We start from the raw sequence: 21,683 nt of genomic DNA on the forward strand, positions 1-21,683 counted from the left end.
ATGACCCTCGATGTAGCACCTGAGACCACGTTGGCGCCGCCGCCGACGCTGCTGATCGACCTGGCGACCGGCCTGTGGCGGTCGCAGACGCTGACCGCGGCGATCGAGACCGGGACGTTCGAGACCCTCGCCGACGGCGGCGCCACCGCGCCGGAGCTCGCCGAGCGGATCGGCATCGCCCTGCGCCCGGCGGAGATCCTGCTGACCGCGTGTGCGGCGCTGGGCCTGCTGGAGCTGCGCGAGGGCCGCTACTACAACAGCGCCGTCGCCGACACGTACCTGGTGCCGGGGCGGCCGGACTACTTCGCCGACTACGTGCAGATGGTCGCCAAGTACACCGCACCCGGCTGGCTGAAGGCGACGGAGGCGGTGCGCACCGACGCGCCGACCAAGCCGGTGCCGGACCCGGACCGCAACATGTTCGAGGAAGGCAACCGGCCGGACTCGTTCTGGGACGGGCTGTTCGCCTTCTCCACCCTGACCGCCCGGCACCTGGCGCGGGCCGTGGACCTGTCCGGGGTGCGCGGCCTGCTGGACGTCGGCGGCGGGGCGGGCGCGACGCTGCTCGAGCTGTGCCGGCAGTACCAACACCTGAACGGCACCGTGCTGGACCTGCCGCACGTGTGCGGCCTCGCCCGGCAGCGGATCGACGCGGCGGGCCTGCGGGGGCGCGTCGGCACCGCGGCCGCGGACTTCTTCAACGACCCGCTGCCCACCGGGCACGACGCGGTGCTGCTGTCGATGATCCTGCACGACTGGGACGAGGCGCAGAACCGCAGGATCATCGCCGCGTGCCTGGACGCGCTGCCGTCCGGCGGCACGCTGCTCATCAGCGAGCTGCTCGTCGACGACGACAAGGCGGGACCCGTCGACGCGGCGCTGATGAGCATGAACATGCTCGTCGGGTGCTGGGGGCGCAACTACACGGCGGCCGAGTACAGCGGCTGGCTGCGCGACGCCGGGTGCGCCCGGGTCCGCACGGTCCGCTTCGCCTCGCCCGGCGCGAACGGCGTGGTGATCGGGGAGAAGGCGTGATGGACCCGCAGCAGCGACGCTGGTTCCTGCGGGAGCCGTCACCCGAGTCGAAGATGCTCCTGCTCGCCATGCCCTACTCCGGCTGCGGCGCCTCCATGTACAAGGCCTGGCCGGCGAGCATCGGCGACGCCGAGGTGGTGCCGATCCAGCAGCCCTTCCGGGAGAACCGGATGCGGGAGCCGCACTTCGGCACCTACCAGGACGTCACGAAGATGATGTTGGACGACATCGGCGACATCGTCACCGGCCGCCCGTGGGCGGTGTTCGGGCACTGCGGCGGCGCGCTGCCGGCGTTCGAGACGGTGATCCAGGCCCGCGAGCGCGGGCTGCCGGCGCCGCACCAGTGCTTCATGTCCAGTCAGGTGGCGCCGCAGGACGGCCCGTGGGGCCGGTTCCTCGGCCTCGACGAGGAGGGCCTGCGGGGCGAGATCGCCGGCCTGCTCAGCGCGATGGGCGCCGCGGAGTCCGCGGCGGAGGAGCTCGTCGACCTGTTCATCGACACGATGGAGGCGGACGTCGAGGCCAACCGGGTGTACTGGCGCCCGGCCGGCACCGTCGACTGCCCGATCACGGGCATCGGCTGGGACGAGGACGTCGAGGTGCCGCACGGGCTGATGACGGGGTGGCCGGTGTGGGCGCCCTACGAGAAGGTCCTCCTGCACGGCACGCACTACAGCTTCCTGGAGGCCCCCGGCGAGCTCGTCGATGTCATCGCCGAGCGAATGCGCGCCGGCTGACCGGCCCCTCGCGCGTACACGCCTCAGGGACCCCGGCGACGTCGGGGTCCCTTGTCGTGCTGACTGTGAAGTATTCATGCACTCAAATGGCAGACTCAGCAAAGTCTGTATAGCCTGTACTGAAACGCACGCTGACTGGGAGGACCGTTCCATGCCTCAACAGAGCGAGTTGCTTCGTCGACTGCGCCGGCTCCCCGGGGAGCGCCGGGACGAATTGCTGGCCCGGCTGGAAGGCGTCTCGTCGGGGATCCGATCGGCGCCGCTGTCGTTGCGGCAGGAGCAGCTGTGGCTGTTCGACCGGTTCGCCCCCAGCAGCCGGGCGTACGGGCTCGGCTTCGCCTTCCCGATCGAAGGCCCCCTCAACCCCGAAGCGCTGCGCGCCGCGCTCGTGGACCTGCAGCAGCGGCACACGGTGCTGCGCTCGACGTTCCCCGACGACGACAAGCAGGGCACCCAGCACGTCCAGCAGGCGCCGCAGGACGTCCGCCTGGACGTCGAGGACGTCGCCACCGAGCGGCTGCGCGAGCGCGCCGACGAGGTCGTCAAGGACGAGCTGCGCCGCGGCCTCGACCTCAACTCCGGCCCGATGGTCCGGTTCAAGCTGCTGCGCGCCGACGAGGAGCGCCACCTGCTGGTGCTCACCAGCCACTACATCGTGCTCGACCCCCGCTCCGCCCGCGTGCTGCAGCGTGACCTCGCCGTCGCCTACGAGGCCCGGCTGGCCGGCGCCGCACCGCAGTGGAAGGAGGAGCCGGTCGACTTCGGCGCCTACGCGAGCTGGCAGCGCGAGTGGTGCGAGCAGGACAGCGTCCGCGAGGCGAGCGACTACTGGCGCGGCGCCCTCGCCGGCTGGGAGGGCACCGAGCTGCCCGCCGACCACCCGCGCCCGCGCCTGCTCGACCTGACCAGCGACGTGGTCCGCGTGCCGGTCGCGCCCGAGCTGCTCGCCGCCGCGGACGCCCTGCCCGGGCACGAGCGCCGCGACGTGCTGCTCGCCGCGTTCCTCGTCGTCGTCGCCCGGCACACCGCCCGCAGCGACCTCACCATCGGCGTCCCCACCGACGTGCCCGGCCCGTTCGACGCGGACCTGCTCGTCGGGGACTGCGGCAACCTCGTGCCGCTGCGGGTCGAGCTCGACGAGGCCGACACGTTCGCCGCCGTCGTCGCCGAGATCCGCGCCGCCCGGCACGCCGGCGCCGACCACGCGATCCTGCCGTTCAAGCTGATCCTCGACGCGCTCGGCGTCGAACCCGACGCCGGCAGGCTGCCCCTGGTGCAGATCGGCTTCGCCGACACCGGCGAGCCGCCCGCGCCGGTGGAGGCCGACGGCCTGCGCATCGGCTGTGAGCAGGTCGACGCCGGCGCCGGCACGTTCGAGCTGGCGCTGGAGGTCAGCGGCGGCGAGCGGCCCACCGCGGCGGTCCGCTTCGCGACGTCGCTGTACGAGCGCCGCACCGCGAACCGGCTCCTGGAGCGCTTCCTGCAGACGCTCGGCGCGCTGTGCGCCCAGCCGGACCGGCCGCTCGGCGACGCCCGCCTCGGCACCGGCGAGGAGCGCGCCGACGTCCTTTCGCGCTGGAACGCCCCGATCGGCGACCCGGCCGACACGACGCTGCACGAGCTCTTCGCCGACGTCGTCGCCGCCGACCCGGACCACACCGCGCTGTCCTGGCAGGACGGCAGCCTCACCTACCGCACCCTCGACACGTGGTCGTGCCGGATCGCCGACGAGCTGGTCGCCACCGGCGTCGGTCTCGGCGACCTCGTCCCCGTCGTCATGGAACGCGGCCCCGCGCTCATCGCCGCCGTGCTCGGCATCATGCGCGCCGGCGGCGCCTACGTCCCGATCGACACCGGCCAGCCCGACGAGCGGCTCGCGATGATCCTGGAGGACACCGGCGCGGGCACCGTCGTCGTCTCCCCCGGCACCGCCGAGCGGATCCCCGCCCCGCTGCGGCTCGTCGTCGGCACCGACCCCGCCGACGTCGCACCGGCGGAGGAGGTCGCCTGCCACCGCTGCGCGCCCGCCGTCGTGCCGCCCGCGTCCGCGGCGTACGTCATCTACACCTCGGGCTCGACCGGCCGGCCGAAGGGCGTGATCGTCGAGCACCGCAACGCCGCCAACTTCGTGCGGACCGTCAAGGAGATGTTCGACCTCACCCCCGCCGACCGGGTCCTGCACTTCGCGTCGCCCGGCTTCGACGTGTCCGTGTTCGAGATCTTCGGCTCGCTGCTCAACGGCGCCGAACTGTACGTGATGGACGAGGACCAGCGCCGCAACGTCGACGCCCTCGACACCGTCCTGCGGGAACGGCGGATCACCGTCGTCGACCTGCCGCCGGCCATCATGGAGCTGCTCGCCCCCGAGGGGTACCCGGACCTGCGGATCGCGTTCGTCGGCGGCGAGGCGTTCACCGGTGAGCTCACCACCCGGTGGGCCCGCGGCCGGGGCTTCTGGAACGGCTACGGCCCGACCGAGACCACGGTGACCGTCGTGGCCAAGCGGTGTGAGGGCGAGTGGACGTCGTCGCCGCCGATCGGCCGGGCGATGGCCAACCACCGCGCCTACGTCGTCGACGCCGCCGGCGCCGGGGTCCTCCCGGTCGGCGCGATCGGCGAGCTGGCCATCGCCGGGCTCGGCGTCGCCCGCGGCTACCTGGGCCGCGCCGACCTGACCGCCGACCGCTTCCGGCCCGACCCGGACGGCCCGCCCGGCTCCCGCCGCTACCTCACCGGCGACCTCGCCGTCTGGAACGACGAGGGCGAGCTGGAGTTCGTCGGCCGCGCCGACCGGCAGGTGAAGGTCCGCGGGGTGCGGATCGAGCTCGGCGAGGTCGAGGCCGCGCTGCAGGCGGTCGACGGGGTCGCCCAGGCGGTCGCCGACGTCGCCAACGACCCTCGCACCGGTGCGCTGCTCATGGCGTACGTGGTGCCCGAACGCGCCGGGGAGCTGCAGCTGGACACGGTCCGCTCGGCCGTCGCTGGCCGGCTGCCGTCGGCGATGGTGCCGTCGGTGCTGGTGCCCCTCGAGGCCGTGCCGCTCACCCCGAGTGGCAAGATCGACCGGCGCCGGCTGCCCGCGGTGGAGTTCGCCGCCGTCGACGAGCTCACCGAGGCCGACGAGGAGAACAGCACCCCCACCGAGCGCACCATGCGCGAGGAGGTCTTCGCCCCGCTGCTGGGCGCCCGCATCGGCAACGACGTCAACTTCTTCGCCGCCGGCGGCACCAGCCTCCAGGCGATCCAGCTGTCGTCGCGGGTCAACGCGGTCTTCGGGGTCGCGGTGCCGATCGCGGAGTTCTTCGCCACCCCGACCGTGTCCGGCCTGTCCGCGCTGGTCGACGCGGCCGGCTCCGCCCAGGGCTCGCAGCGCGACGCCCTCGCCGAGGCCCTCGCGGCCGTCGAGGGCCGCAGCGACGAGGAGATCGCCGAGCTCGCCGCCGAACTGGACGCGCGATGAGCGGCCGGCGCAGCGGAAAGGCTGCGAATCGGCATGGCAGGTCCGGCCCAGGCCGACGCCGGAGCATCGCGGAGGCGGCGGCATGAGCGCGCCGACGGTCAGTTTCGCCACTGACTCGCAGTGGGTCCGCCGGGTGCCCCGGGAGGGCGCCCGGCTCCGGCTGATCTGCCTGCCGTTCGCCGGCGGCGGCGCGTCCGTCTACCAGGGCATGGCGGCGCACCTGCCGCCGTGGGTCGAGGTCATCGCCGTACAGCCGCCGGGGCACGAGGACCGGTCCCGTGAGGACCTGCCGGGCAGCATCCCCGGGCTCGTCACGGGGTGCTCGATCGCGCTGCGGCCGTACACGACGATGCCCTACGCCCTGTACGGCCACTGCGCCGGCGCCCTGCTCGCCTACGAGGTCGCGCACGAGATGGGCCGGCGCTTCGGCACCTGGCCGCGGCGGCTCGTCGTGGCCGAGCAGCCCGCACCCCAGGCCCCGCCGCCCGCGGACCCGCTGCACCAGCGGTCCGACGAGGAGCTCCTCGCGTCCATCCGCGACCGCGGCGGCCTGCCCGACGCCGTCGCCGGCAACGCGCAGCTGCTGGAGTTCCTGCTGCCCCTGCTCCGTAGCGACTTCGCCCTCTGGGAGAACTACCGGCACCGCCCGCGCCCGCCGCTGCCGGTCCCGATCACCACCGTCCGCGGCACGACCGGATCGGTCGACGAGGCCGCCATGGCCGGCTGGGACGAGCAGACCACCGCCGGGCGCACCGGCGTGACCGTCGAGGGCGGCCACTACTTCATCGTCGGACTGACCGCGGCGGCCGCGGGTGGGATCGCCGCCGCCCTCGACGCCGCCCTCGACGCCTCAGAAGGAAGGACACCCCAGTGAGCAGCACCGAGACCATCGCCCGCATCGCCGCCGGCGCGGCCGGTGTCCAGGACGCCGCCGCCGTCTACGACCGCAAGCTGCGCGCCCCGAACGCCCGCAGGTCCGCGGTCCAGGACACCGGCCTGCCCGACGGCGTCGAGGTCCCCGCCGACCGGCCGGCGCTGGTCCGCGGCCCGGAGCCGGTGCTGCCGCCCGACGCGGTCGCGACCCTGCCGGAGGCTCTGGAACGCGCCGCCCGGATCGCGCCCGGCCGCGGCACCACCTACGTGCTCCCCGACGGCGGCACCGACCGGCAGACCTACGCCGAGCTGTACGACGAGGCCCGCCGCGTCCTGGGCGGCCTGCGCGGGCACGGCCTGGCCCCGGGCGACGCGGTGCTGCTGCAGTGCGCCGACAGCCGCACGTTCGTCACCGCCTGGTGGGCGTGCGTCCTGGGCGGCTTCATGCCCACGGCCGTCGCGCCGGCACCGGAGTACACCGGCGACAACGCCGCCGTGCGCAAGCTCGCCTCCGCGTGGGAGCTGCTCGGCAAGCCCCCCGTGATCGCCGACGACGCGCTGGTGGACGGGGTGCGGTCCCTCGCCGGCCGCATGCCGGGCCTGCGCGTCCTGGCCGCCTCCTCGTTGCCTTCGCAAGAGCCGGCGCAGTGGGCCGTGCCCGACCCGGAGACGCTGATCGTCAACCTGCTCACGTCCGGGAGCACCGGCACCCCGAAGTGCGTCCAGCACCGGCACCGCACGATCGTCGCCCGCACGTACGCCACCATCGCCGCCAACGGCTTCACCGAGGACGACGTCTCGCTCAACTGGATGCCGCTCGACCACGTCGGCGGCATGATCATGTTCAACCTGCGGGACGTGTTCCTCACCTGCGAGCACGTCAACGTCCGCACCGAGTCGGTGATCCGCCGGCCGCTGCTGTGGCTCGACTGCGTCGACAGGTTCCGCGCCACCTGCACGTGGGCGCCGAACTTCGCCTTCTCCCTCGTCGTGCAGCGCGCCGACGAGATCGCCGCCGGGTCCTGGGACCTGAGCACGCTCACCAACATCTGCAACGCCGGCGAGGCCGTCGTCGCCCGCACCGCCCGCCGCTTCGTGGAGCTGCTCGCCCCGCACGGCCTGCCCGCCGACGCCATGATCCCCTGCTGGGGCATGTCGGAGACGTCGTCCGGGGTCACGTACTCGCGCATGCACCGCGACGACCCGGGCGCCGGCACGATCGCGCTGGTGCCCGCGTCCCTGGACGGCGCGCTGCGCGAGCTGCCCGCCGGCACCCCGGGCGCGGTCGTCGTCACCGAGGTCGGCGCGCCCATCCCCGGCGTCGCGCTGCGCATCGTCGACCCCTCCGGCGCGGTGCTGCCCGAGGGGCGGGTCGGCCGGCTGCACATCAGCGGCACGACGGTGCAGAACGGCTACGCGCACAACGACAAGGCCAACGCGGAGAGCTTCACCGCCGACGGCTGGTTCGACACCGGCGACCTCGGCTTCCTGCGCGACGGGCGGCTGTTCCTGACCGGCCGGCAGAAGAACATGGTCATCGTCAACGGCGCCAACTTCCCCGCGCACGAGATCGAGGCCGTCGTGGAGCAGGTCGCCGGTGTACGCCCGGCGTGCTCGGCCGTCGCGGGCGTGCCCGACGAGGACACCGGCACCGACGCGCTCGTCGTGTTCTTCGTGCCCGCCACCGACGACGTGCCGGCGGTGGTCGACGACATCCGCACCGCGCTGTCCCGCGACCTGGCGCTGCGCCCCACCTTCCTGGTGCCGGTGACGGAGCGGGAGTTCCCCCGGCAGAACGGCGGCAAGGTCCAGCGCGAGCGGCTCCTGGAGGGCTGGCGCGAGGGCACCTTCGACGACCGCTGCTACGCCGACTCCACCGCGCCCGCCGCCGCCGGGGACGACGCCGATCTCCCGGCGCTGTCGGTCGTCTGGGAGTCCGCCGGTACGCCGCTGCGCCCCCGCCCGTCCGGTCCCGTCGCGGTCTTCGTCAGCGGGCCGCGGCCGGCGTGGCCGGACCGGGTCGCCTCGCCCTCCGACCTCGGCTCGGCCGCGCAGGTGCTGTTCGTGGCCACCGAGGCGGCCCCGGACCCGCTCGGTGACTTCCTCGCGGTCGCCGCGGCCGTCCGGCCGGACGCCGAGCTCACCGTCCTCACCCAGGGCGCCGTCCGGGCCGCCGACGGCGACGTGGTCGTGCCGGCGCTCGCGGGGCTGACCGCGCTGGTGCGGACCGCCGCCTCGGAACGCGTCGCCGCCCGGGTCCGCCTGCTCGACGCGCCCGCCGGCGCCGACCTGGCCGCGCTCGCGCAGGTGCGGCACGACGACGACGTGGTCGCGGTCCGCGACGGCGAGCCGCTCGTCCAGCGGCTGCGCACCACGTCGCTGCCCGAGGCGTTCGACGTCCCGGCCGGTGTCCTGCCCCGCGGCGGCACCTGCCTGGTCACCGGCGGGCTCGGCGGCCTCGGCCGGACGATCGCCGAGCACCTCGTCGCCGCGCACGGGGCGCGGCTGCTCATCGTCGGGCGCACCCCCGCGTCGCGGCTGGACGACGGCTCGCGCGAGGCGCTGGAGATTCTCGCGTCGGTCGGCGACGTGCGGTACCGCACCGCCGACGTCGCCGACGCCGACGCCCTCGCCCGTGCGGTCGCCGACGCGGAGGCCGCCTGGGGCCGCGGGCTCGACCTGGTGCTGCACCTCGCGGGCGCGCCGGTCGCGCCGCAGTGGGAGCACCTGACGGACCACGAGCTGCGGACCGAGACCGCGGACTGGCTCGCCGGGATGCTCCGCCCGAAGGCCGGCGGGTGCGCCGCCGTCGACGGGCTCCTGCAGACCCGCCCGGACACGGCCGTCGTGGTGTTCTCGTCCGTCAACGGCGTCTTCGGCGGCACCGGGTTCGGCGCGTACGCCGCCGCCAACGCCGTCCTCGACGGGTGGGCGCAGCGGTGGGCGGCCACCGGCCGGCGGGCGCAGAGCCTCGGCTGGAGCATGTGGGACGGGCCCGGCATGAACCAGGGCAGCCCCCTGGTCGCCGCGGCGCGGCACCGCGGGCTCAGCCTGATCGACCCGGCCCGCGGGACCGTGGCGTTCCTCGGGGCGCTGCACGCCGGGGTGGTGCACCTGCTGATCGGCGCGGACCCGTCGAACGAGCAGATCAAACCGTTCCTGGCGGCGGACCAGCTGCGGGGCGGCACGATCGCGGTCGCGGTGGTGCCCGGTCCCGGGGAGGACCCGCAGACGGTCCGGTCCGCGGTCGCCGCACGGCTCGCGGGCGAGGGCATCTTCGCCCGGATCGCGGTGACGACCCGGATCGAGCGGGACCGCAGCGGCGCCCCTGACCCGTCGGCGGTGCTCGCGGCGATCGGCTCCGGCGGTGCGGGCTACCTCGCGCCGGAGGGGCGCCTGGAGGAGCTCGTGGCGGGCGCCGCGGCCGATGTGCTGTCGGTGCCCCGGATCGGGCGCGAGGACTCGTTCTTCAGCCTCGGCTGCGACTCGGTGCGGGCGCTGCAGCTCGCCCAGGCGCTCAGCGAACGGCTCGGCGCACCGGTCACGGTCGGGTCGCTGTACGAGTCGCCGACGGTCCGTGCCCTGGCGGCCACGATCGCCGCCTGACTCGCCGCCGCCCCGCTAGGGTGGCCGGATGGCGCAGCACTGCCGACCCGGACGGATGGCCCTGGATCTGCTGCACGACCCCGTGCAGCACGATCCGGGGCTGCTGGGCCGCTGGCTCGAGGTCGTCACGGGGATCGACGGGATCGTGGCGATCGCCGCCGACATCGGGCCGGTGCACGCCCTGCGGGACGCCGTGCGCCGCACCGCGGAGCGGGCCGTGGCGGGCGCACCGGTCGGTGTCGTCGACCGGCTGGCGCTCAACGCGGCCGCGGCGGTCACCCCTCCGGTGCCCGTGCTGCGCGCCGACGGGCGCCGGGCCGTGGACGGCGGCGCGGCCGGCGTGCCTGAGGTGCTGTCGCTGGTGGCCAGGGACGCGATCGACCTGTTCGGCGGGCCGGACGCGGCCCGGATCCAGCAGTGCGCCTCGTGCGGCCGTTTCAGAGTGGTGTGACCGCCCGCCGGTTGCGGGCCTTGTTCCTGTTGCCGCAGCGCTCCATCGAGCACCAGCGCCGGTTCCCCGGCCGGGACGTGTCGAGGAAGATGAGCCGGCAGCGGTCGCCGGCGCACTCCCTGACCCGTTCGCGCAGCCCGGGGGTGCCGATCACGTCGAGCGCGTCACGGGCGAACGCGCCCAGCAGCTGCCGCCCGGTGACCGGGGTGACCCACCGCCGGCTCAGGTCCGCCGCTTCGACGCGGAAGCGGGGCGGCGTCCCGGCGTAGCCGTTGATGACGTCGACGTCGTCCGTGCCGACGCCGCGACGATGCGCGAGGGCGGCCGCGACCGACCAGAAGGTGTCCCGCAGGTGCCGGATCCGGTCCAGGTCGGCGGACCCGATCCGCAGGTCACTCACGGTGAGCGGGGCGGGCGCCGCGAGGCGCGTGCGGGTCAGCCAGCCGGCGAGATCCTCGGGGCGGTGCAGGATCTCCCACCGGCGGCCCTCGCCGGGCCCGCCGGTGGCGAGAAGCTCGATGCTGAGACTGCCGGGATCGAACGAGAACCGCTGCCCGTCCGCGCTGGTCAGCACGTGGATGCCGGGGTGCACGTAACCAGTTTAACCGGTGCAGAACGCGGGTATCCCGACCACGAACCGGAAGGGGGCGACATGACCATCGCAACTGAGTTGAAGCAGCTCGAGAAGGAGATGTGGCGCGCCAACCGCGAGGGCGACGGCCGCTTCTACGAACGGGTCGTACGAGATGATGCGCTGACCGTGAGTAAACACGGGGTCGCCGGGAAGGCGGACATCGTCCCGAACGTCACCAAGAACGAGAACCCGTTCCTCAAGACCGATCTGACCCACCTGAAGGTCGTCCAGATCAGCGAGGACAGCGCCCTGGTGACCTACAAGGCGACGGTGACCGCGCTGATCGACGACGAGAAGAAGAAGTTCGAGGTCTTCGCCACGAGCGTCTACGCCCGCGAGGACGACGAATGGCGCAGCGTGTTCCACCAGCAGACCGAGGTCTGATCCTCGTCGTGGGTGGGCCCCGGTCACTCGACCGGGGCCTTCAAACCGCCCGGGCTCCCTTACAGTCTGCGGGTGGTCACGTTGAGGTCGATGCCGTCACGCCCGCCGCCGCCCCACTGCCCACCCGCCCGCTCGGCACCGCGTTCCCGGACGCGCTCGCCGTCGGCGGTGACCCCGCACTGCCGGTGCTCGAGCCGGACGGGGTGCACCCGCTGCTGAGCGCGGTCGCCCGGGCGTTCGCCGACCACCGCCCGCTCGTCCTGTCCCCCGACGCGGTGTGGCTCACCATCGCGCAGGGCGTGGCGCAGCACATCCGCCTGCACGCCGAGGAGCTGCGGCCGCTGCTGGTCGGCCACACCGGGCGCAAGCGCCTCACGGTCACCGTGGACGTCCCCGTGCGGTCGGTGTCGTGGCCGGACCTAGTCGACACGTTCGCCGGTCTCGTCGCCGGCTCGGCCGCGGACGCCGGCCTGTTCGAGTGCGACTTCTCCACCAGCACCGCGGTCGAGCGGACCGCCGCCCGCATCGTGCTGCTCGACGCGTACTCGCCGTACTTCTCGCTGTGGCTGGACAGCATCTGCGGCATCCCGTCGGTGACGCTGACCGGCACCGCCGAGGACTGGCGGCGCATCCGGTCCCGGATCGACGAGATCGCCCGGTTCGGGCTCGAGACGTGGTGCCGGTCCCTGGCCACGCTCGCCGACGCGTTCGTCGCGGCCGCGGAAGGCAACCCCGACCGCGCGTTCTGGCAACGCATGTACAACCCGTCCGACGCCTACGGCGGCGACGTCATCACCGGCTGGATCGCCCGCTTCTACCCCTACCTGAAGAGCGCCTCGATCGACCGGCCGAACCGGCTGCTGGACCTCCCGGTCGGCGAACCGCGCGACGTCACGATCAGGCCCGGCGACTTCTATTTCGGCCCCGGCATCACCAGCGCCGACGTCCCCGCCACCCTGTCCCGGGTCGTCGTCAACGTCTGCGACGAGGACGGCGCCGCCGGGGCCGTCGCCCTGCACGGTGGCCTCGTCGCGGTCGCCCAGGACCCCGGCGGCGCGCTGCGCCCGGTCGCCGGCTGGCACCTCACCCGGGCCGACGTCCAGATCGACGACGTGATCGACCGGATCGTCGAGGAGCACGAGACCACCCCCGTGGGCGAACGGGCGGAGGACGTGCCCGCCGACGTGGTCGCGCTGTACACCCGGATCGGCTCGGCGACCCTGTTCGGCGGCGCCTGGCACCTGCCGCCCGCGGGCCCCCGCCGCACCTTCCGCACCGGCCTGCCGGGCGTGTGGGGCACTACGGTCATCGAGCTCGCCGACGGCCGCAGCATCGCCTTCGTCAAGCACGACGAGACCGGGGCCGAGTCGTGGGTGCTGTGCCGGATCGGCGAAACCGGCGAGCTGATGGACGACCCGGCCACCGTGCCGGTGCTCGGCCCGTCCCTGGCCGCGCTGCTCGCCGCCGCCCTCGGCTCCGGCGGCGACATCACCCACCTGGAGACCGGCCGGCTCAGCGGCCTCACATCGGGGTGAGCCGCACCCAGCGGCAGCTCCAGGCGTCGTCGTCCGCCGGCACCGGCGGCCCGTACTGCTCCTCCAGCGGCGCGTACCGCCCCCGCACGCCGTCCAGCCACCCGGCGCTGACCCGGCAGCGCGCGCCGGCCAGGTCGACCTCGACGGCGTGTTCCGCCTGCGCGGCGGTGACCGGCGCCCAGGCCACGGTGACCGGACCGGCCGTCAGGTCCAGCTCGGCGACCGGCAGCTCCCTCGCGCGGGCGGCGGCGCTGCCGGCATACCGGCGCGGCGCATCGCAGTTGCGCACCCATGACCGCATCACGAGCAGCCCGCCGTCGCCGGTGACCGCGACCTCCGCGGTGCCCGGGCCGTCCATCGCCCACACGAGACCCGTGTGCCGGTCACCTTCGCCGAACCGGACGACGCCGGCCTCGAACTCGTCGTCGTCCGACGGGTACAGCACCGCGGTGGCGCGGGCCAGGTCGCAGGCCGGGTCGAGCTCGTAGTCGTCGGACAGCACCGCGCCGCCCCAGTCCTGGAACGCGGCCGAGGCGCACACGAGCAGCGGGCCGCCCTCGCAGCCGACCCTCGCGACCCAGTTCACGCGGCGCTGAACGTCTCTTCGATGGACCCGCCCAGCGACTCCCCGGTCAGCGGCGCGACGTAGAGCTCGGCGAGCAGCACGTCCGCCAGATACGACGGGTTGACCCCGGCCTCCTTGCGCCCCAGCGCGTGCATCGCCCCGCCGAGCCGCAGCGACGCCCGGACCGCGGCGGCCGGCATGCGGCGGACCTTGCGCGGCCGCCCGACCGCCGCCGCGACCCGCCCGAGCATCTCGTCCCAGGTGAGGTTCTCGTCAGCGACGGGAATGTCCTCGCCGCTGCCCCGCTCCAGCGCGTCGGCGGCCACGACCGCAACGGCCCGCGCCGACGTCACCGCAGTTCCGCCCGCCGGGGCGAGCAGCGGGGAGCCCGACCTCGCCCACTTGTCCAGCGGTCCCGCCCAGTTCGGCAGCCGGTCCCCCGCCCGCCCGAACACGAACGGCAGCTCCAGCACGGCGACGGGCAGCTGCGGCCCGGCCGCGGTGCGCGCCTCCCGGGCCTGCTCGACCCGGCAGCGGATGTACGCGTGCCGCTGCGTCAACCGCAGCTCGGGATGCAGACGGTCCCAGTACGTGTAATACGACCCCATCACGACCCCGCGGGTGAGCCCCTCCTCCCGGGCCGCGGTGAACAGCCGCACCACGGGGTCCACGATGTCGCGGCGGAACTGCGGAAGGATCGGCTTGCGCAGCGGCTTCTGCTCGTCGGTGCGAGCCGCGAACACCACCCCGTCATGCCCTGCGAGCACCGCCCGCAACCGGTCCCCCGGCGCGCTCTCCATGTCGAGCAGGTGGTCCACCCCGGGCTGCGCGCTGCGCGCCACGGTCGTCACCTGGTGTCCCCGCTCGCGGAGCACGTCCACGACGTGCGCCCCGATCAACCCACTGCCACCCACCACGAGAATCCGCACGCCGAATCCTGCCCGTCTCCCCCACCCACTTGTCAACCTCCGATTCCCGGCCGGACCTGCCGAGGGCCAGGCGACCCGTGCTCCGGCCGAGCCGAGCGAACCACCGGCGGCGGCTATTTGACGGCGCCCGCGGTGAAGCCGTTGTAGATGAAGCGTTGCAGGGCCAGGAAGGCGATCAGCGTCGGGATGATGACGAGGATGACGCCGGCTGAGATGACCTCCCATTGTGCGCCGAACGGGCCTTTGAAGCGGTACAGCGACGTCGAGATGACCCCCAGCTCCTGCGAGGGCATGTACAGGAAGGGGATGTAGAACTCGTTGTACATGGCGATGCCCTTGATGATGACGACGGTCGCGATCGCGGGTTTCAGCAGTGGCAGGATGATTTTCCAGTAGATGCCGAACGCGGTGGCGCCTTCCATCGCGGCGGCCTCGTCGAGCTCGCGGGGGACGCCGCGCAGGAACTGCTGGAAGATGTAGATGGAGATGATGTCGGTGCCGAGGAAGAGGACGATCGCCGACCAGCGGGTGTCGTAGAGGTCGAGGGCGTCGACCACCTTGAACGTCGCGACCTGGGTCGTCACGCCGGGCACCAGGGTGGCCAGGAGGAACAGGGCGACGACCACCCCGCGGAGGCGGAACCTGAAGCGGTCGATGGCGTAGGCCGCCATCGACCCGATGAGGACGGTGCCGGCGAGCGAGACGGCCATGATGACGGACGTGTTCACGAAGCCGCGGAGCATGTGCCCCTTGGTGAACGCCGTGGCGTAGTTGTCGAAGTTGAACCAGTCGCCGGGCGGGTCGAAGGGCCCGCTGGTGAGGTATTCCTGGTTCGTCTTCAACGATGCCATCACCAGGACGACCGGCGGCAGCAGCACCACCAGGGAGGCGCCGATCAGCGACAGGTACTTGAGCAGCCGGCCGATCACGTCAGGTCCACCTTCTCGTCGGGTGCGATGCGGCGCTGCAGCCACGTCACCAGCAGGATGATGAGCAGCAGCACGACCGCCATCGCCGAGGCGAGACCGAGCTTGTAGTACTTGAAGGCCATGTTCACGGTCTGGATGACGAACGTCTCGCTGTCGTTGGCGCCGCCGGTCATGATGAACGGGATCTCGAAGACCGAGAGCGAGCCGGAGATCGCGAGGATGAACGACAGTCCGACGATCGGCCGGATGCCCGGCAGGATGATGTGCAGGAACTGGTCCCAGCGGTTCGCGCCGTCGAGTTCCGCGGCCTCGTACAGGTGCGCGGGAATCGACTGGATGGCGCCGAGGAACAGCACGAAGTTGAGTCCGAGATAGCGCCAGACCGAGGTGCCGGCGAGCGAGTAGTTGACGACGGCGGGGTCGCCGAGCCATTGCTGGGTGGCGCCGCCGAGACCGACCGCCGACATCGCCGAGTCGAGGGTGCCGCCGGGCTGGAAGAAGAACAGGAAGATCATGCCGATGGCGACGCCGTTGATGAGGTACGGGAAGAAGAGCACGCCCTTGAACAGGTTCCGGAACCGCGTGTTGAAGCTCAGGATCGTGGCGAAGTACAGGGCGAGCACGATCTGCACGACGGACGCGCCGATGTAGTACAGGCTGACCTTCAGCACCCCGAAGAGCTCGGGCCGGGTGGCGATCTCGACGTAGTTGCCGAATCCGACGAACTCCCGGCTGGGGCTCAGCCCGTCCCAGGACGTGACGCTGTAGCCGAACATGTTCACCACCGGGACGTAGGTGAACACGACCAGGAACGTCAGCGGCGCGACGAGAAACAGGTAAGGCGTCAGCGTGCGCCTCATGAAGTCCTCCAAGAAACGCGTGCGGCCCCAAGCGCTGGGGCCGCACGCCGAATGCGTCTACTTGAGCTTCGCCCGGGTGTCGGCCCATTTCTTGTTCAGGTCGGCGAAGATCTGCTCCTTCGTCTCCTTCTTCGCGCCGCGCGCCGCGTCGACGAGCCGCTGGCGGTACTTGCCGTCGAACAGCGCGATCTCCGCCGTGTTGCCGATCTTGTCGGCGAGCCCTTCCTCGCCCTTCGGCGCCGGGTTCAGCTCGATGAACTCCGTCTTCGCCGCCTGCAGGTCGGCGAGGGAGGCCGGCAGCTGCGCGCTGGTCACCACGGACACGCCGCCCTGGTCGGTGGCGTAGTTCGACTCGTCGGCGAACCAGTCGACCCACGCCCGCGCGGTCGCCTTGTTCTTCGAGTTGACGTTGATGCCGTTCTTGTAGTCGCCGCCGACGACCGTGTGGAACTTTCCGCCGACCTGGTTGGGGAACGGCCAGTAGCCGATGTCGTCCTTGCTCGCGGCGGCCGCCTGCATCTGCACGACGGACCAGGAGCCGAGCATCATCGTGGCGATCTTCCCGGTGCCGAGCAGGCCCTTGGACTGCTCCCAGTTCGTCGTCGTCGGGTCCGCCTCGGTGTAGCCGCCCTTGACCGCGTCGAAGAGCAGCGAGTCGATGATGTACTGCTCCTTGCCGGGGCTCCACGGCGCGTCGTCCTTGGCGAGCTTCGTCGCCGCCTCCGGGTCGCCGCTGACCGCGCCGCGCACGCCTTCCCACTGGCCGAGCGGCCAGCCGTCCTTGTAGTTGGTGTACAGCGGGGTCACGCCCGTCTTGTCCTTGATGGCCTTCAGCGCCGTCAGGAACTCCTCCGGCGTCTTCGGCGGCTCGGTGATCCCGGCGGCGGTCCACACCTTTTTGTTGAACACGTAACCCTGGGCGTTGCCGGTGATCGCGAGGCCGTAGACCTTGCCGCCGAACGTCTGCTCCGAGCGCACGAAGCGATACTTGTCCTTGAGCTCGTCGACGGTGCCGAGGGGCTCGAAGAACAGCGGGAGCTGATCGGCGGTGACGGAGTTGGGGATCGGCAGCACGTCGCCGTAGTTCTTCGTGTTCATCCGGACGCGCACCTCCCCCTCGTAGTCGGTGATCGCCTCGAACTTCACGTTCGTGCCGGGATATTTGGCCTCGAACTTCTTCTTGTACTCGGGCAGGACGGTGTCGACGAGGTCGGTCCGCTGCGTCAGTACCGTGATGTCACCGGCGATCTTGCCGTCGCCGCCGCTGCCGGCGTCGTCCCCGCAGGCGGTGAGGACGAGGGACGACACGGCGAGCAAGGCGATGAGGTGCCGCTTCATATGCGCGGGTACCACCTTCCGATTCGTGGGGTGTTATCGGTCGTGCCGCACAGGTGCCAAGCTCGGAACGCATTCACTGAACCGGATAAGTTTCATCAAGGTAGGCCCGCACCCTGACCCTGTCAATCCCACGGCGCGCAGCACGCTCCCGCTCATCCCGCGACGCCGGCGGCACCATGCCGGGCGCTCCGGCACGACCACACTGAAGCGCATAATCAGGCAGGCGGCACAACGGAAACCGCCCGCGGAGACCGTCGGTCTCCGCGGGCGGCGGGGGTGGGCAAGGCCTATGAACGGACGGGTTCGGGTTCGTCGGCGAACTGGGTGCGGTAGAGCTCCGCGTACCGGCCGCCCGCGGCGAGCAGCTCGGTGTGCGTGCCGCGCTCGGCGATCCTGCCGCCCTCCACGACGAGGATGAGGTCGGCCGCCCGCACGGTGGACAGGCGGTGCGCGATGACGACGGCCGTGCGGCCGCTCAACGCTTCGGCGAGCGCCGCCTGTACCGCGGCCTCCGACGTCGAATCGAGGTGGGCGGTCGCCTCGTCGAGCACCACCACCTGCTGACCGGCCAGCAGCAGCCGGGCGATCGTGAGGCGCTGCCGCTCGCCACCGGACAGGCGGTAGCCGCGCTCCCCGACGACGGTGTCGAGGCCGTCGGGGAGCGCCTCGACGAGCTGGTCGAGGCGGGCCCGGCGCAGGACCGCCCAGAGCTCGTCCTCCGTCGCGGTGGGCCGGGCGAGGAGCAGGTTGGCGCGCACCGACTCGTGGAACAGGTGGCCGTCCTGGGTGACCATGCCCAGCGTGGCCCGGATCGCGTCGGCGGTCAGGTCCCGCACGTCCACGCCGGCCAGGCGCACGGCGCCGGAGTCCACGTCGTACAGGCGGGGCAGCAGCTGCGCGATGGTCGACTTCCCGGCGCCGGACGAGCCGACCAGGGCGATCATCTGCCCCGGTTCGGCCTTGAACGACACGCCGTGCAGGACCTCGACGCCGCCGCGGGTGTCGAGGGTCGCGACCTCCTCCAGGGAGGCGAGGGACACCTTGTCGGCGGCGGGGTAGCCGAAGCGGACCGCGTCGAACTCCACCGACACCGGGCCGGCGGGGACCGTGCGGGCGCCGGGCTTCTCCGCCACCAGGGGACGCAGGTCGAGGATCTCGAAGACGCGTTCGAAGCTGACCAGGGCGCTCATCACCTCGACCCGGGCGCTGGCGAGGGCGGTCAGCGGCGCGTACAGCCGGGTCAGCAGCAACGCGAGCGCCACCACGGCACCCGCGTCCAGGCTCCCCTTCAGGGCCGCGACGCCGCCGACGCCGTACACGAGGGCGAGGGCGAGCGCCGACACGACCGTCAGGGCCGTGACGAACACGGTCTGGTTCATGGCGGTGCGGATGCCGATGTCGCGGACCCGCCGGGCCCGCGCCGCGAACTCCGCCGACTCGTCCGCCGGTCGCCCGAACAGCTTGACCAGGGTCGCGCCCGGTGCGGAGAAGCGCTCGGTCATCTGGGTGCTCATCGCCGAGTTGTGCGTGGCCGCCTCCCGCTGCAGCCGGGCGAGCCGAGCGCCCATCCGCCGGGCGGGCAGCACGAACACCGGCAGGAGCAGCAGCGCCAGCACCGTGATCTGCCACGACAGGCTCACCATCACCGCGAGCGTCAGCGACAGCGTGACGATGTTGCTCACGACGCCGGACAGGGTGCCACTGAACGCCCGCTGAGCGCCGATGACGTCGTTGTTGAGCCGGCTGACCAGCGCGCCGGTGCGCGTGCGGGTGAAGAACGCGACCGGCATGCGCTGCACGTGGTCGAACACGGCGGTGCGCAGGTCGAGGATCAGCCCCTCGCCGATCTTCGCCGACAGCAGCCGGGCGAGCAGCCCGACCCCGGCCTCGACCAGCGCGATGACCGCGATGAGCACGGCGAGGGTCACGACGGTGTCGCGCGATCCGCCACCGACGATGGCGTCGACGACCCTGCCGGCCAGCACCGGGGTGGCGACCGCGAGCAGCGCAGCCACGACGCTCAGGGACAGGAACCCGGCGAGCCGGGCCCGGTGGGGGCGGGCGAAAGCGACGATGCGCCGCAGGGTGACGGCCGAGAACGGCCGCCGGTCCTGGGTCGCATGGGAGGCTTGATACATCTGGTTCCAGGCGGTGACTTCCATGCTCACGTCCGCCACCGTACGACCTCGAGTGTGGTTGAGGTCCAGTCGGCTTGACCTTCCCCCTACTGGAACGGGTTCTAATGAGCGGCATGACACCGGGCGTGACCATCGGGGAGTTTTCGCGGCTGTGCCACCTCAGCGCCAAGACGCTGCGGTACTACCACGACATCGCACTGCTGGTCCCGGCCGGCGTCGACGAGGACACCGGGTATCGGCGGTACGCGCCCGGCCAGGTCGACGACGCGCACCTCATCCGGCGGTTGCGCGACCTCGACATGCCGATCGCGGAGATCCGCACCGTGCTCGCCGAGCCCGACCCGGCGGCGCGGCAGGACACCCTCGCCAGGCACCTGGACCGGATGGAGGCCTCGCTCACCCGGACCCGGGAGGTCGTCCTGTCGCTGCGGCGGCTGCTGGGGGCCGCGCCCTCGCTGCCCGTGCGGCACCGGCTCGCCCCGGGATCGCCGGTGCTCCGCGTGTCGGCGCGGATCTCCCGGGACGAGGTGTCGGCGTGGTGCGGGCAGGTCTTCCCGCAGCTCTACGGCACCCTCGCGGAGCTGCGCACCGACCCGGCCGGGCCCTCCGGGGCGACCTACTCGTCCGAGTTCTTCGCGGGCGAGACCGGGGAGGTCATGGCTTTCGTCCCGGTTCCCGCGGCCGCGGTACCGCCGGGCGACGACCGCTTCGGGTTCCTGCCGCCGCGCCGGTACGCCGTGGCCGTGCACAACGGGCCGTTCGCCGACTGCGACACCACGTACGGACGGCTCGGGCTGCACGTGGCCTCGCACGACACCGCACTGCCCGACCCGATCGCCGAGGTCTACCTCGTCGGTCCTGACGACACACCGGACCCGGACGAGTTCCGGACCGAGATCTGCTGGCCCATCGCCTGATCGCTTTGTCGCTCCATCGCTTAGGGGTGTTTTTCCGAATGTCTGATCTCGCCATCGCCCACGTCACCGTCGACTGCGCCGACGCGGCGCTGCTCGCGGGCTTCTACGCCGCGCTGCTGAACAGCACCGTCGACCCCTCGCCGACCCCGTTCTTCGCCACGGTCGGCCGCACCACGGGCGCCCAGCCGGCGCTCATGTTCATCCAGGTGCCGGACAGGACCCCGGGCAAGAACAGCATCCACCTGGACCTGCACACCAGCGACCTGCCGGGCGCCGTCACCCGGGCCGTCGGCCTCGGCGCGAAGCACGTCGCGGACTTCTCCGAATACGGCGTCGTCTGGACAACATTGTCGGACCCCGAGGGTAACCTCTTCGACATCGGTGCCAGCTGATCGGATCTCGGGGGTCTGTGCCGTGGGTCGGTTTCTCGAGCTCCACCAGTCGGGCTGTTTCCTGCTGCCCAACGCGTGGGACGTGGGCAGCGCCCGGCTGCTCGAGTCGGCCGGCTTCCCCGCCGTCGCGACGACGAGCGCCGGGATCGCGTTCTCCCTCGGCCGGCCCGACCACGACTTCTTCACCGAGCACGGCCCGCGCGGCCGCCTCGACCGCGACACCATGCTCGACCGGGTCCGGCAGATCGCCGCGGAGATCGCGGTGCCCCTGAGCGCCGACCTCGAAGACGGCTTCGGCCCCTCACCCGACGCGGTGGCCGCCACGATCACGACGGCGGTCACCGCCGGCGCCGCGGGCGGCAACATCGAGGACTTCACCGGCGACCGCACCACCCCGCTGCACGACCTCGCCCTCGCCACCGACCGCATCCACGCCGCCCGCGCCGCCGCCCCCTCCGACGAGTTCGTGCTGGTCGGCCGCACCGACGCACTCCTCGTCGGCGGCACCCTCACCGACGCCGTCACCCGCGCCAACGCCTACCTGGCGGCCGGCGCCGACTGCGCCTTCGTCCCGGGCGCCGCCGACGCCACGACGATCGGCACCCTGGTCCGCGAGCTCGACGGCCCGCTCAACGTCGTCATGGGCCTCACCGGCGGCGCCCTGTCCCTCGCCGACCTGCGCGCCCTCGGCGTCCGGCGGGTGACGATCGGCGGCAGCCTCGCCCGCTCCATGTATCACCACCTGCGCCGCGCGGCCCAGGAGCTCGCCGAGCACGGCACCTTCACCTACGCCGACGACCAGATCTCCCAGTCCGACCTCAACGACCTCTTCCGCCCCCGCTGACCACGGACGCCTCACCGCAGCCCGCCCGCGCCGCGCCACACGGACGCGCGCAGGTC

Annotated in this window: 18 protein-coding genes; 11 read left to right on the plus strand and 7 right to left on the minus strand. The window is 72.7% G+C overall.

Translation table 11 applies throughout. The features are described from left to right. The 6 genes from ACZ6TV_RS43105 (at position 1) to ACZ6TV_RS43130 (ending at position 10,162) form a co-directional block, all read left to right on the plus strand. On the plus strand, positions 1–1,035 hold the full coding sequence (locus ACZ6TV_RS43105; protein ID WP_465305177.1) for a methyltransferase: 1,035 nt from the start codon (positions 1–3) through the stop codon (positions 1,033–1,035). Next, the gene (locus tag ACZ6TV_RS43110) at positions 1,035–1,772 is read left to right on the plus strand and encodes a thioesterase II family protein (RefSeq protein ID WP_465305297.1); all 738 of its coding nucleotides are present in this window, start codon (positions 1,035–1,037) and stop codon (positions 1,770–1,772) included. Before ACZ6TV_RS43105 ends, ACZ6TV_RS43110 begins: the two co-directional genes overlap by 1 nt. A 151-nt stretch (positions 1,773–1,923) precedes the next feature. After that, positions 1,924–5,232 carry a non-ribosomal peptide synthetase gene (locus tag ACZ6TV_RS43115; protein WP_465305179.1) on the plus strand — a complete coding sequence of 1,103 codons (3,309 nt, stop codon included), beginning with the start codon at positions 1,924–1,926 and terminating at the stop codon, positions 5,230–5,232. A gap of 82 nt (positions 5,233–5,314) precedes the next feature. Next, a complete protein-coding gene (locus ACZ6TV_RS43120; protein ID WP_465305181.1) occupies positions 5,315–6,106 on the plus strand; it encodes a thioesterase II family protein in 792 nt (263 codons plus the stop codon). Beyond that, entirely contained in the window at positions 6,103–9,711 is a 3,609-nt protein-coding gene (locus ACZ6TV_RS43125; RefSeq protein ID WP_465305183.1) for an SDR family NAD(P)-dependent oxidoreductase, read from the plus strand. The genes ACZ6TV_RS43120 and ACZ6TV_RS43125 overlap by 4 nt, the downstream gene beginning before the upstream one ends. 28 nt (positions 9,712–9,739) lie before the next feature. Beyond that, positions 9,740–10,162, plus strand: a complete 423-nt coding sequence (locus tag ACZ6TV_RS43130; RefSeq protein WP_465305185.1) for an ABATE domain-containing protein — start codon at positions 9,740–9,742, stop codon at positions 10,160–10,162. On the opposite strand, the gene ACZ6TV_RS43135 is transcribed toward ACZ6TV_RS43130, so the two are convergent. After that, positions 10,149–10,754: a CGNR zinc finger domain-containing protein gene (locus ACZ6TV_RS43135; RefSeq protein ID WP_465305187.1), complete on the minus strand. Its 606-nt coding sequence runs from the start codon at positions 10,752–10,754 to the stop codon at positions 10,149–10,151. The genes ACZ6TV_RS43130 and ACZ6TV_RS43135 overlap by 14 nt on opposite strands. A gap of 60 nt (positions 10,755–10,814) precedes the next feature. On the opposite strand from ACZ6TV_RS43135, the gene ACZ6TV_RS43140 reads away from it, so the two are divergent. Both ACZ6TV_RS43140 and ACZ6TV_RS43145 read left to right on the plus strand, forming a co-directional pair. After that, positions 10,815–11,180, plus strand: a complete 366-nt coding sequence (locus ACZ6TV_RS43140; protein WP_465305189.1) for a nuclear transport factor 2 family protein — start codon at positions 10,815–10,817, stop codon at positions 11,178–11,180. Positions 11,181–11,365: 185 nt separating this feature from the next. Beyond that, entirely contained in the window at positions 11,366–12,715 is a 1,350-nt protein-coding gene (locus ACZ6TV_RS43145) for a DUF4419 domain-containing protein (protein WP_465305191.1), read from the plus strand. On the opposite strand, the gene ACZ6TV_RS43150 is transcribed toward ACZ6TV_RS43145, so the two are convergent. The 6 genes from ACZ6TV_RS43150 to ACZ6TV_RS43175 all read right to left on the minus strand — a co-directional run bounded on the left by ACZ6TV_RS43150 (position 12,702) and on the right by ACZ6TV_RS43175 (position 19,474). Next, positions 12,702–13,301, minus strand: a complete 600-nt coding sequence (locus ACZ6TV_RS43150) for a hypothetical protein (protein ID WP_465305193.1) — start codon at positions 13,299–13,301, stop codon at positions 12,702–12,704. The two genes, ACZ6TV_RS43145 and ACZ6TV_RS43150, sit on opposite strands and share 14 nt — an antisense overlap. Further along, positions 13,298–14,209, minus strand: coding sequence for an NAD-dependent epimerase/dehydratase family protein (locus tag ACZ6TV_RS43155; RefSeq protein WP_465305195.1), 912 nt, complete (start codon positions 14,207–14,209; stop codon positions 13,298–13,300). Before ACZ6TV_RS43155 ends, ACZ6TV_RS43150 begins: the two co-directional genes overlap by 4 nt. A 113-nt stretch (positions 14,210–14,322) precedes the next feature. Next, positions 14,323–15,138 (minus strand): carbohydrate ABC transporter permease, encoded by an 816-nt coding sequence (locus tag ACZ6TV_RS43160; RefSeq protein WP_465305197.1) that lies wholly within the window; start codon positions 15,136–15,138, stop codon positions 14,323–14,325. Beyond that, the gene (locus ACZ6TV_RS43165) at positions 15,135–15,998 is read right to left on the minus strand and encodes a carbohydrate ABC transporter permease (RefSeq protein WP_465305199.1); all 864 of its coding nucleotides are present in this window, start codon (positions 15,996–15,998) and stop codon (positions 15,135–15,137) included. The genes ACZ6TV_RS43160 and ACZ6TV_RS43165 overlap by 4 nt, the downstream gene beginning before the upstream one ends. A gap of 57 nt (positions 15,999–16,055) precedes the next feature. Then, complete coding sequence (locus tag ACZ6TV_RS43170; protein WP_465305201.1) at positions 16,056–17,336, minus strand: ABC transporter substrate-binding protein; 1,281 nt, start codon at positions 17,334–17,336, stop codon at positions 16,056–16,058. A gap of 287 nt (positions 17,337–17,623) precedes the next feature. Continuing rightward, entirely contained in the window at positions 17,624–19,474 is a 1,851-nt protein-coding gene (locus tag ACZ6TV_RS43175; protein WP_465305299.1) for an ABC transporter ATP-binding protein, read from the minus strand. A gap of 113 nt (positions 19,475–19,587) precedes the next feature. Between ACZ6TV_RS43175 and ACZ6TV_RS43180 the strand changes: the two genes are divergently transcribed. From ACZ6TV_RS43180 to ACZ6TV_RS43190, 3 genes are read left to right on the plus strand one after another with little or no spacing between them, the layout of a single operon-like run. After that, positions 19,588–20,391 carry a MerR family transcriptional regulator gene (locus ACZ6TV_RS43180; protein WP_465305203.1) on the plus strand — a complete coding sequence of 268 codons (804 nt, stop codon included), beginning with the start codon at positions 19,588–19,590 and terminating at the stop codon, positions 20,389–20,391. A gap of 38 nt (positions 20,392–20,429) precedes the next feature. Then, positions 20,430–20,783: a VOC family protein gene (locus ACZ6TV_RS43185; protein WP_465305205.1), complete on the plus strand. Its 354-nt coding sequence runs from the start codon at positions 20,430–20,432 to the stop codon at positions 20,781–20,783. Between the two features lie 22 nt (positions 20,784–20,805). Next, the gene (locus ACZ6TV_RS43190) at positions 20,806–21,627 is read left to right on the plus strand and encodes an isocitrate lyase/PEP mutase family protein (RefSeq protein ID WP_465305207.1); all 822 of its coding nucleotides are present in this window, start codon (positions 20,806–20,808) and stop codon (positions 21,625–21,627) included. Positions 21,628–21,683: the final 56 nt, after the last annotated feature.

This window comes from Dactylosporangium sp. NPDC051087 (genome assembly GCF_055586325.1).

Bases quoted from the DNA above. Each gene is read 5' to 3' on its own strand.
- ACZ6TV_RS43170 (WP_465305201.1), bottom strand. From the start codon at position 17,336: ATGAAGCGGCACCTCATCGCCTTGCTCGCCGTGTCGTCCCTCGTCCTC.
- ACZ6TV_RS43105 (WP_465305177.1), top strand. From the start codon at position 1: ATGACCCTCGATGTAGCACCTGAGACCACGTTGGCGCCGCCGCCGACG.
- ACZ6TV_RS43185 (WP_465305205.1), top strand. From the start codon at position 20,430: ATGTCTGATCTCGCCATCGCCCACGTCACCGTCGACTGCGCCGACGCG.
- ACZ6TV_RS43180 (WP_465305203.1), top strand. From the start codon at position 19,588: ATGACACCGGGCGTGACCATCGGGGAGTTTTCGCGGCTGTGCCACCTC.
- ACZ6TV_RS43175 (WP_465305299.1), bottom strand. From the start codon at position 19,474: ATGTATCAAGCCTCCCATGCGACCCAGGACCGGCGGCCGTTCTCGGCC.
- ACZ6TV_RS43140 (WP_465305189.1), top strand. From the start codon at position 10,815: ATGACCATCGCAACTGAGTTGAAGCAGCTCGAGAAGGAGATGTGGCGC.
- ACZ6TV_RS43110 (WP_465305297.1), top strand. From the start codon at position 1,035: ATGGACCCGCAGCAGCGACGCTGGTTCCTGCGGGAGCCGTCACCCGAG.
- ACZ6TV_RS43165 (WP_465305199.1), bottom strand. From the start codon at position 15,998: ATGAGGCGCACGCTGACGCCTTACCTGTTTCTCGTCGCGCCGCTGACG.
- ACZ6TV_RS43115 (WP_465305179.1), top strand. From the start codon at position 1,924: ATGCCTCAACAGAGCGAGTTGCTTCGTCGACTGCGCCGGCTCCCCGGG.
- ACZ6TV_RS43120 (WP_465305181.1), top strand. From the start codon at position 5,315: ATGAGCGCGCCGACGGTCAGTTTCGCCACTGACTCGCAGTGGGTCCGC.
- ACZ6TV_RS43130 (WP_465305185.1), top strand. From the start codon at position 9,740: ATGGCGCAGCACTGCCGACCCGGACGGATGGCCCTGGATCTGCTGCAC.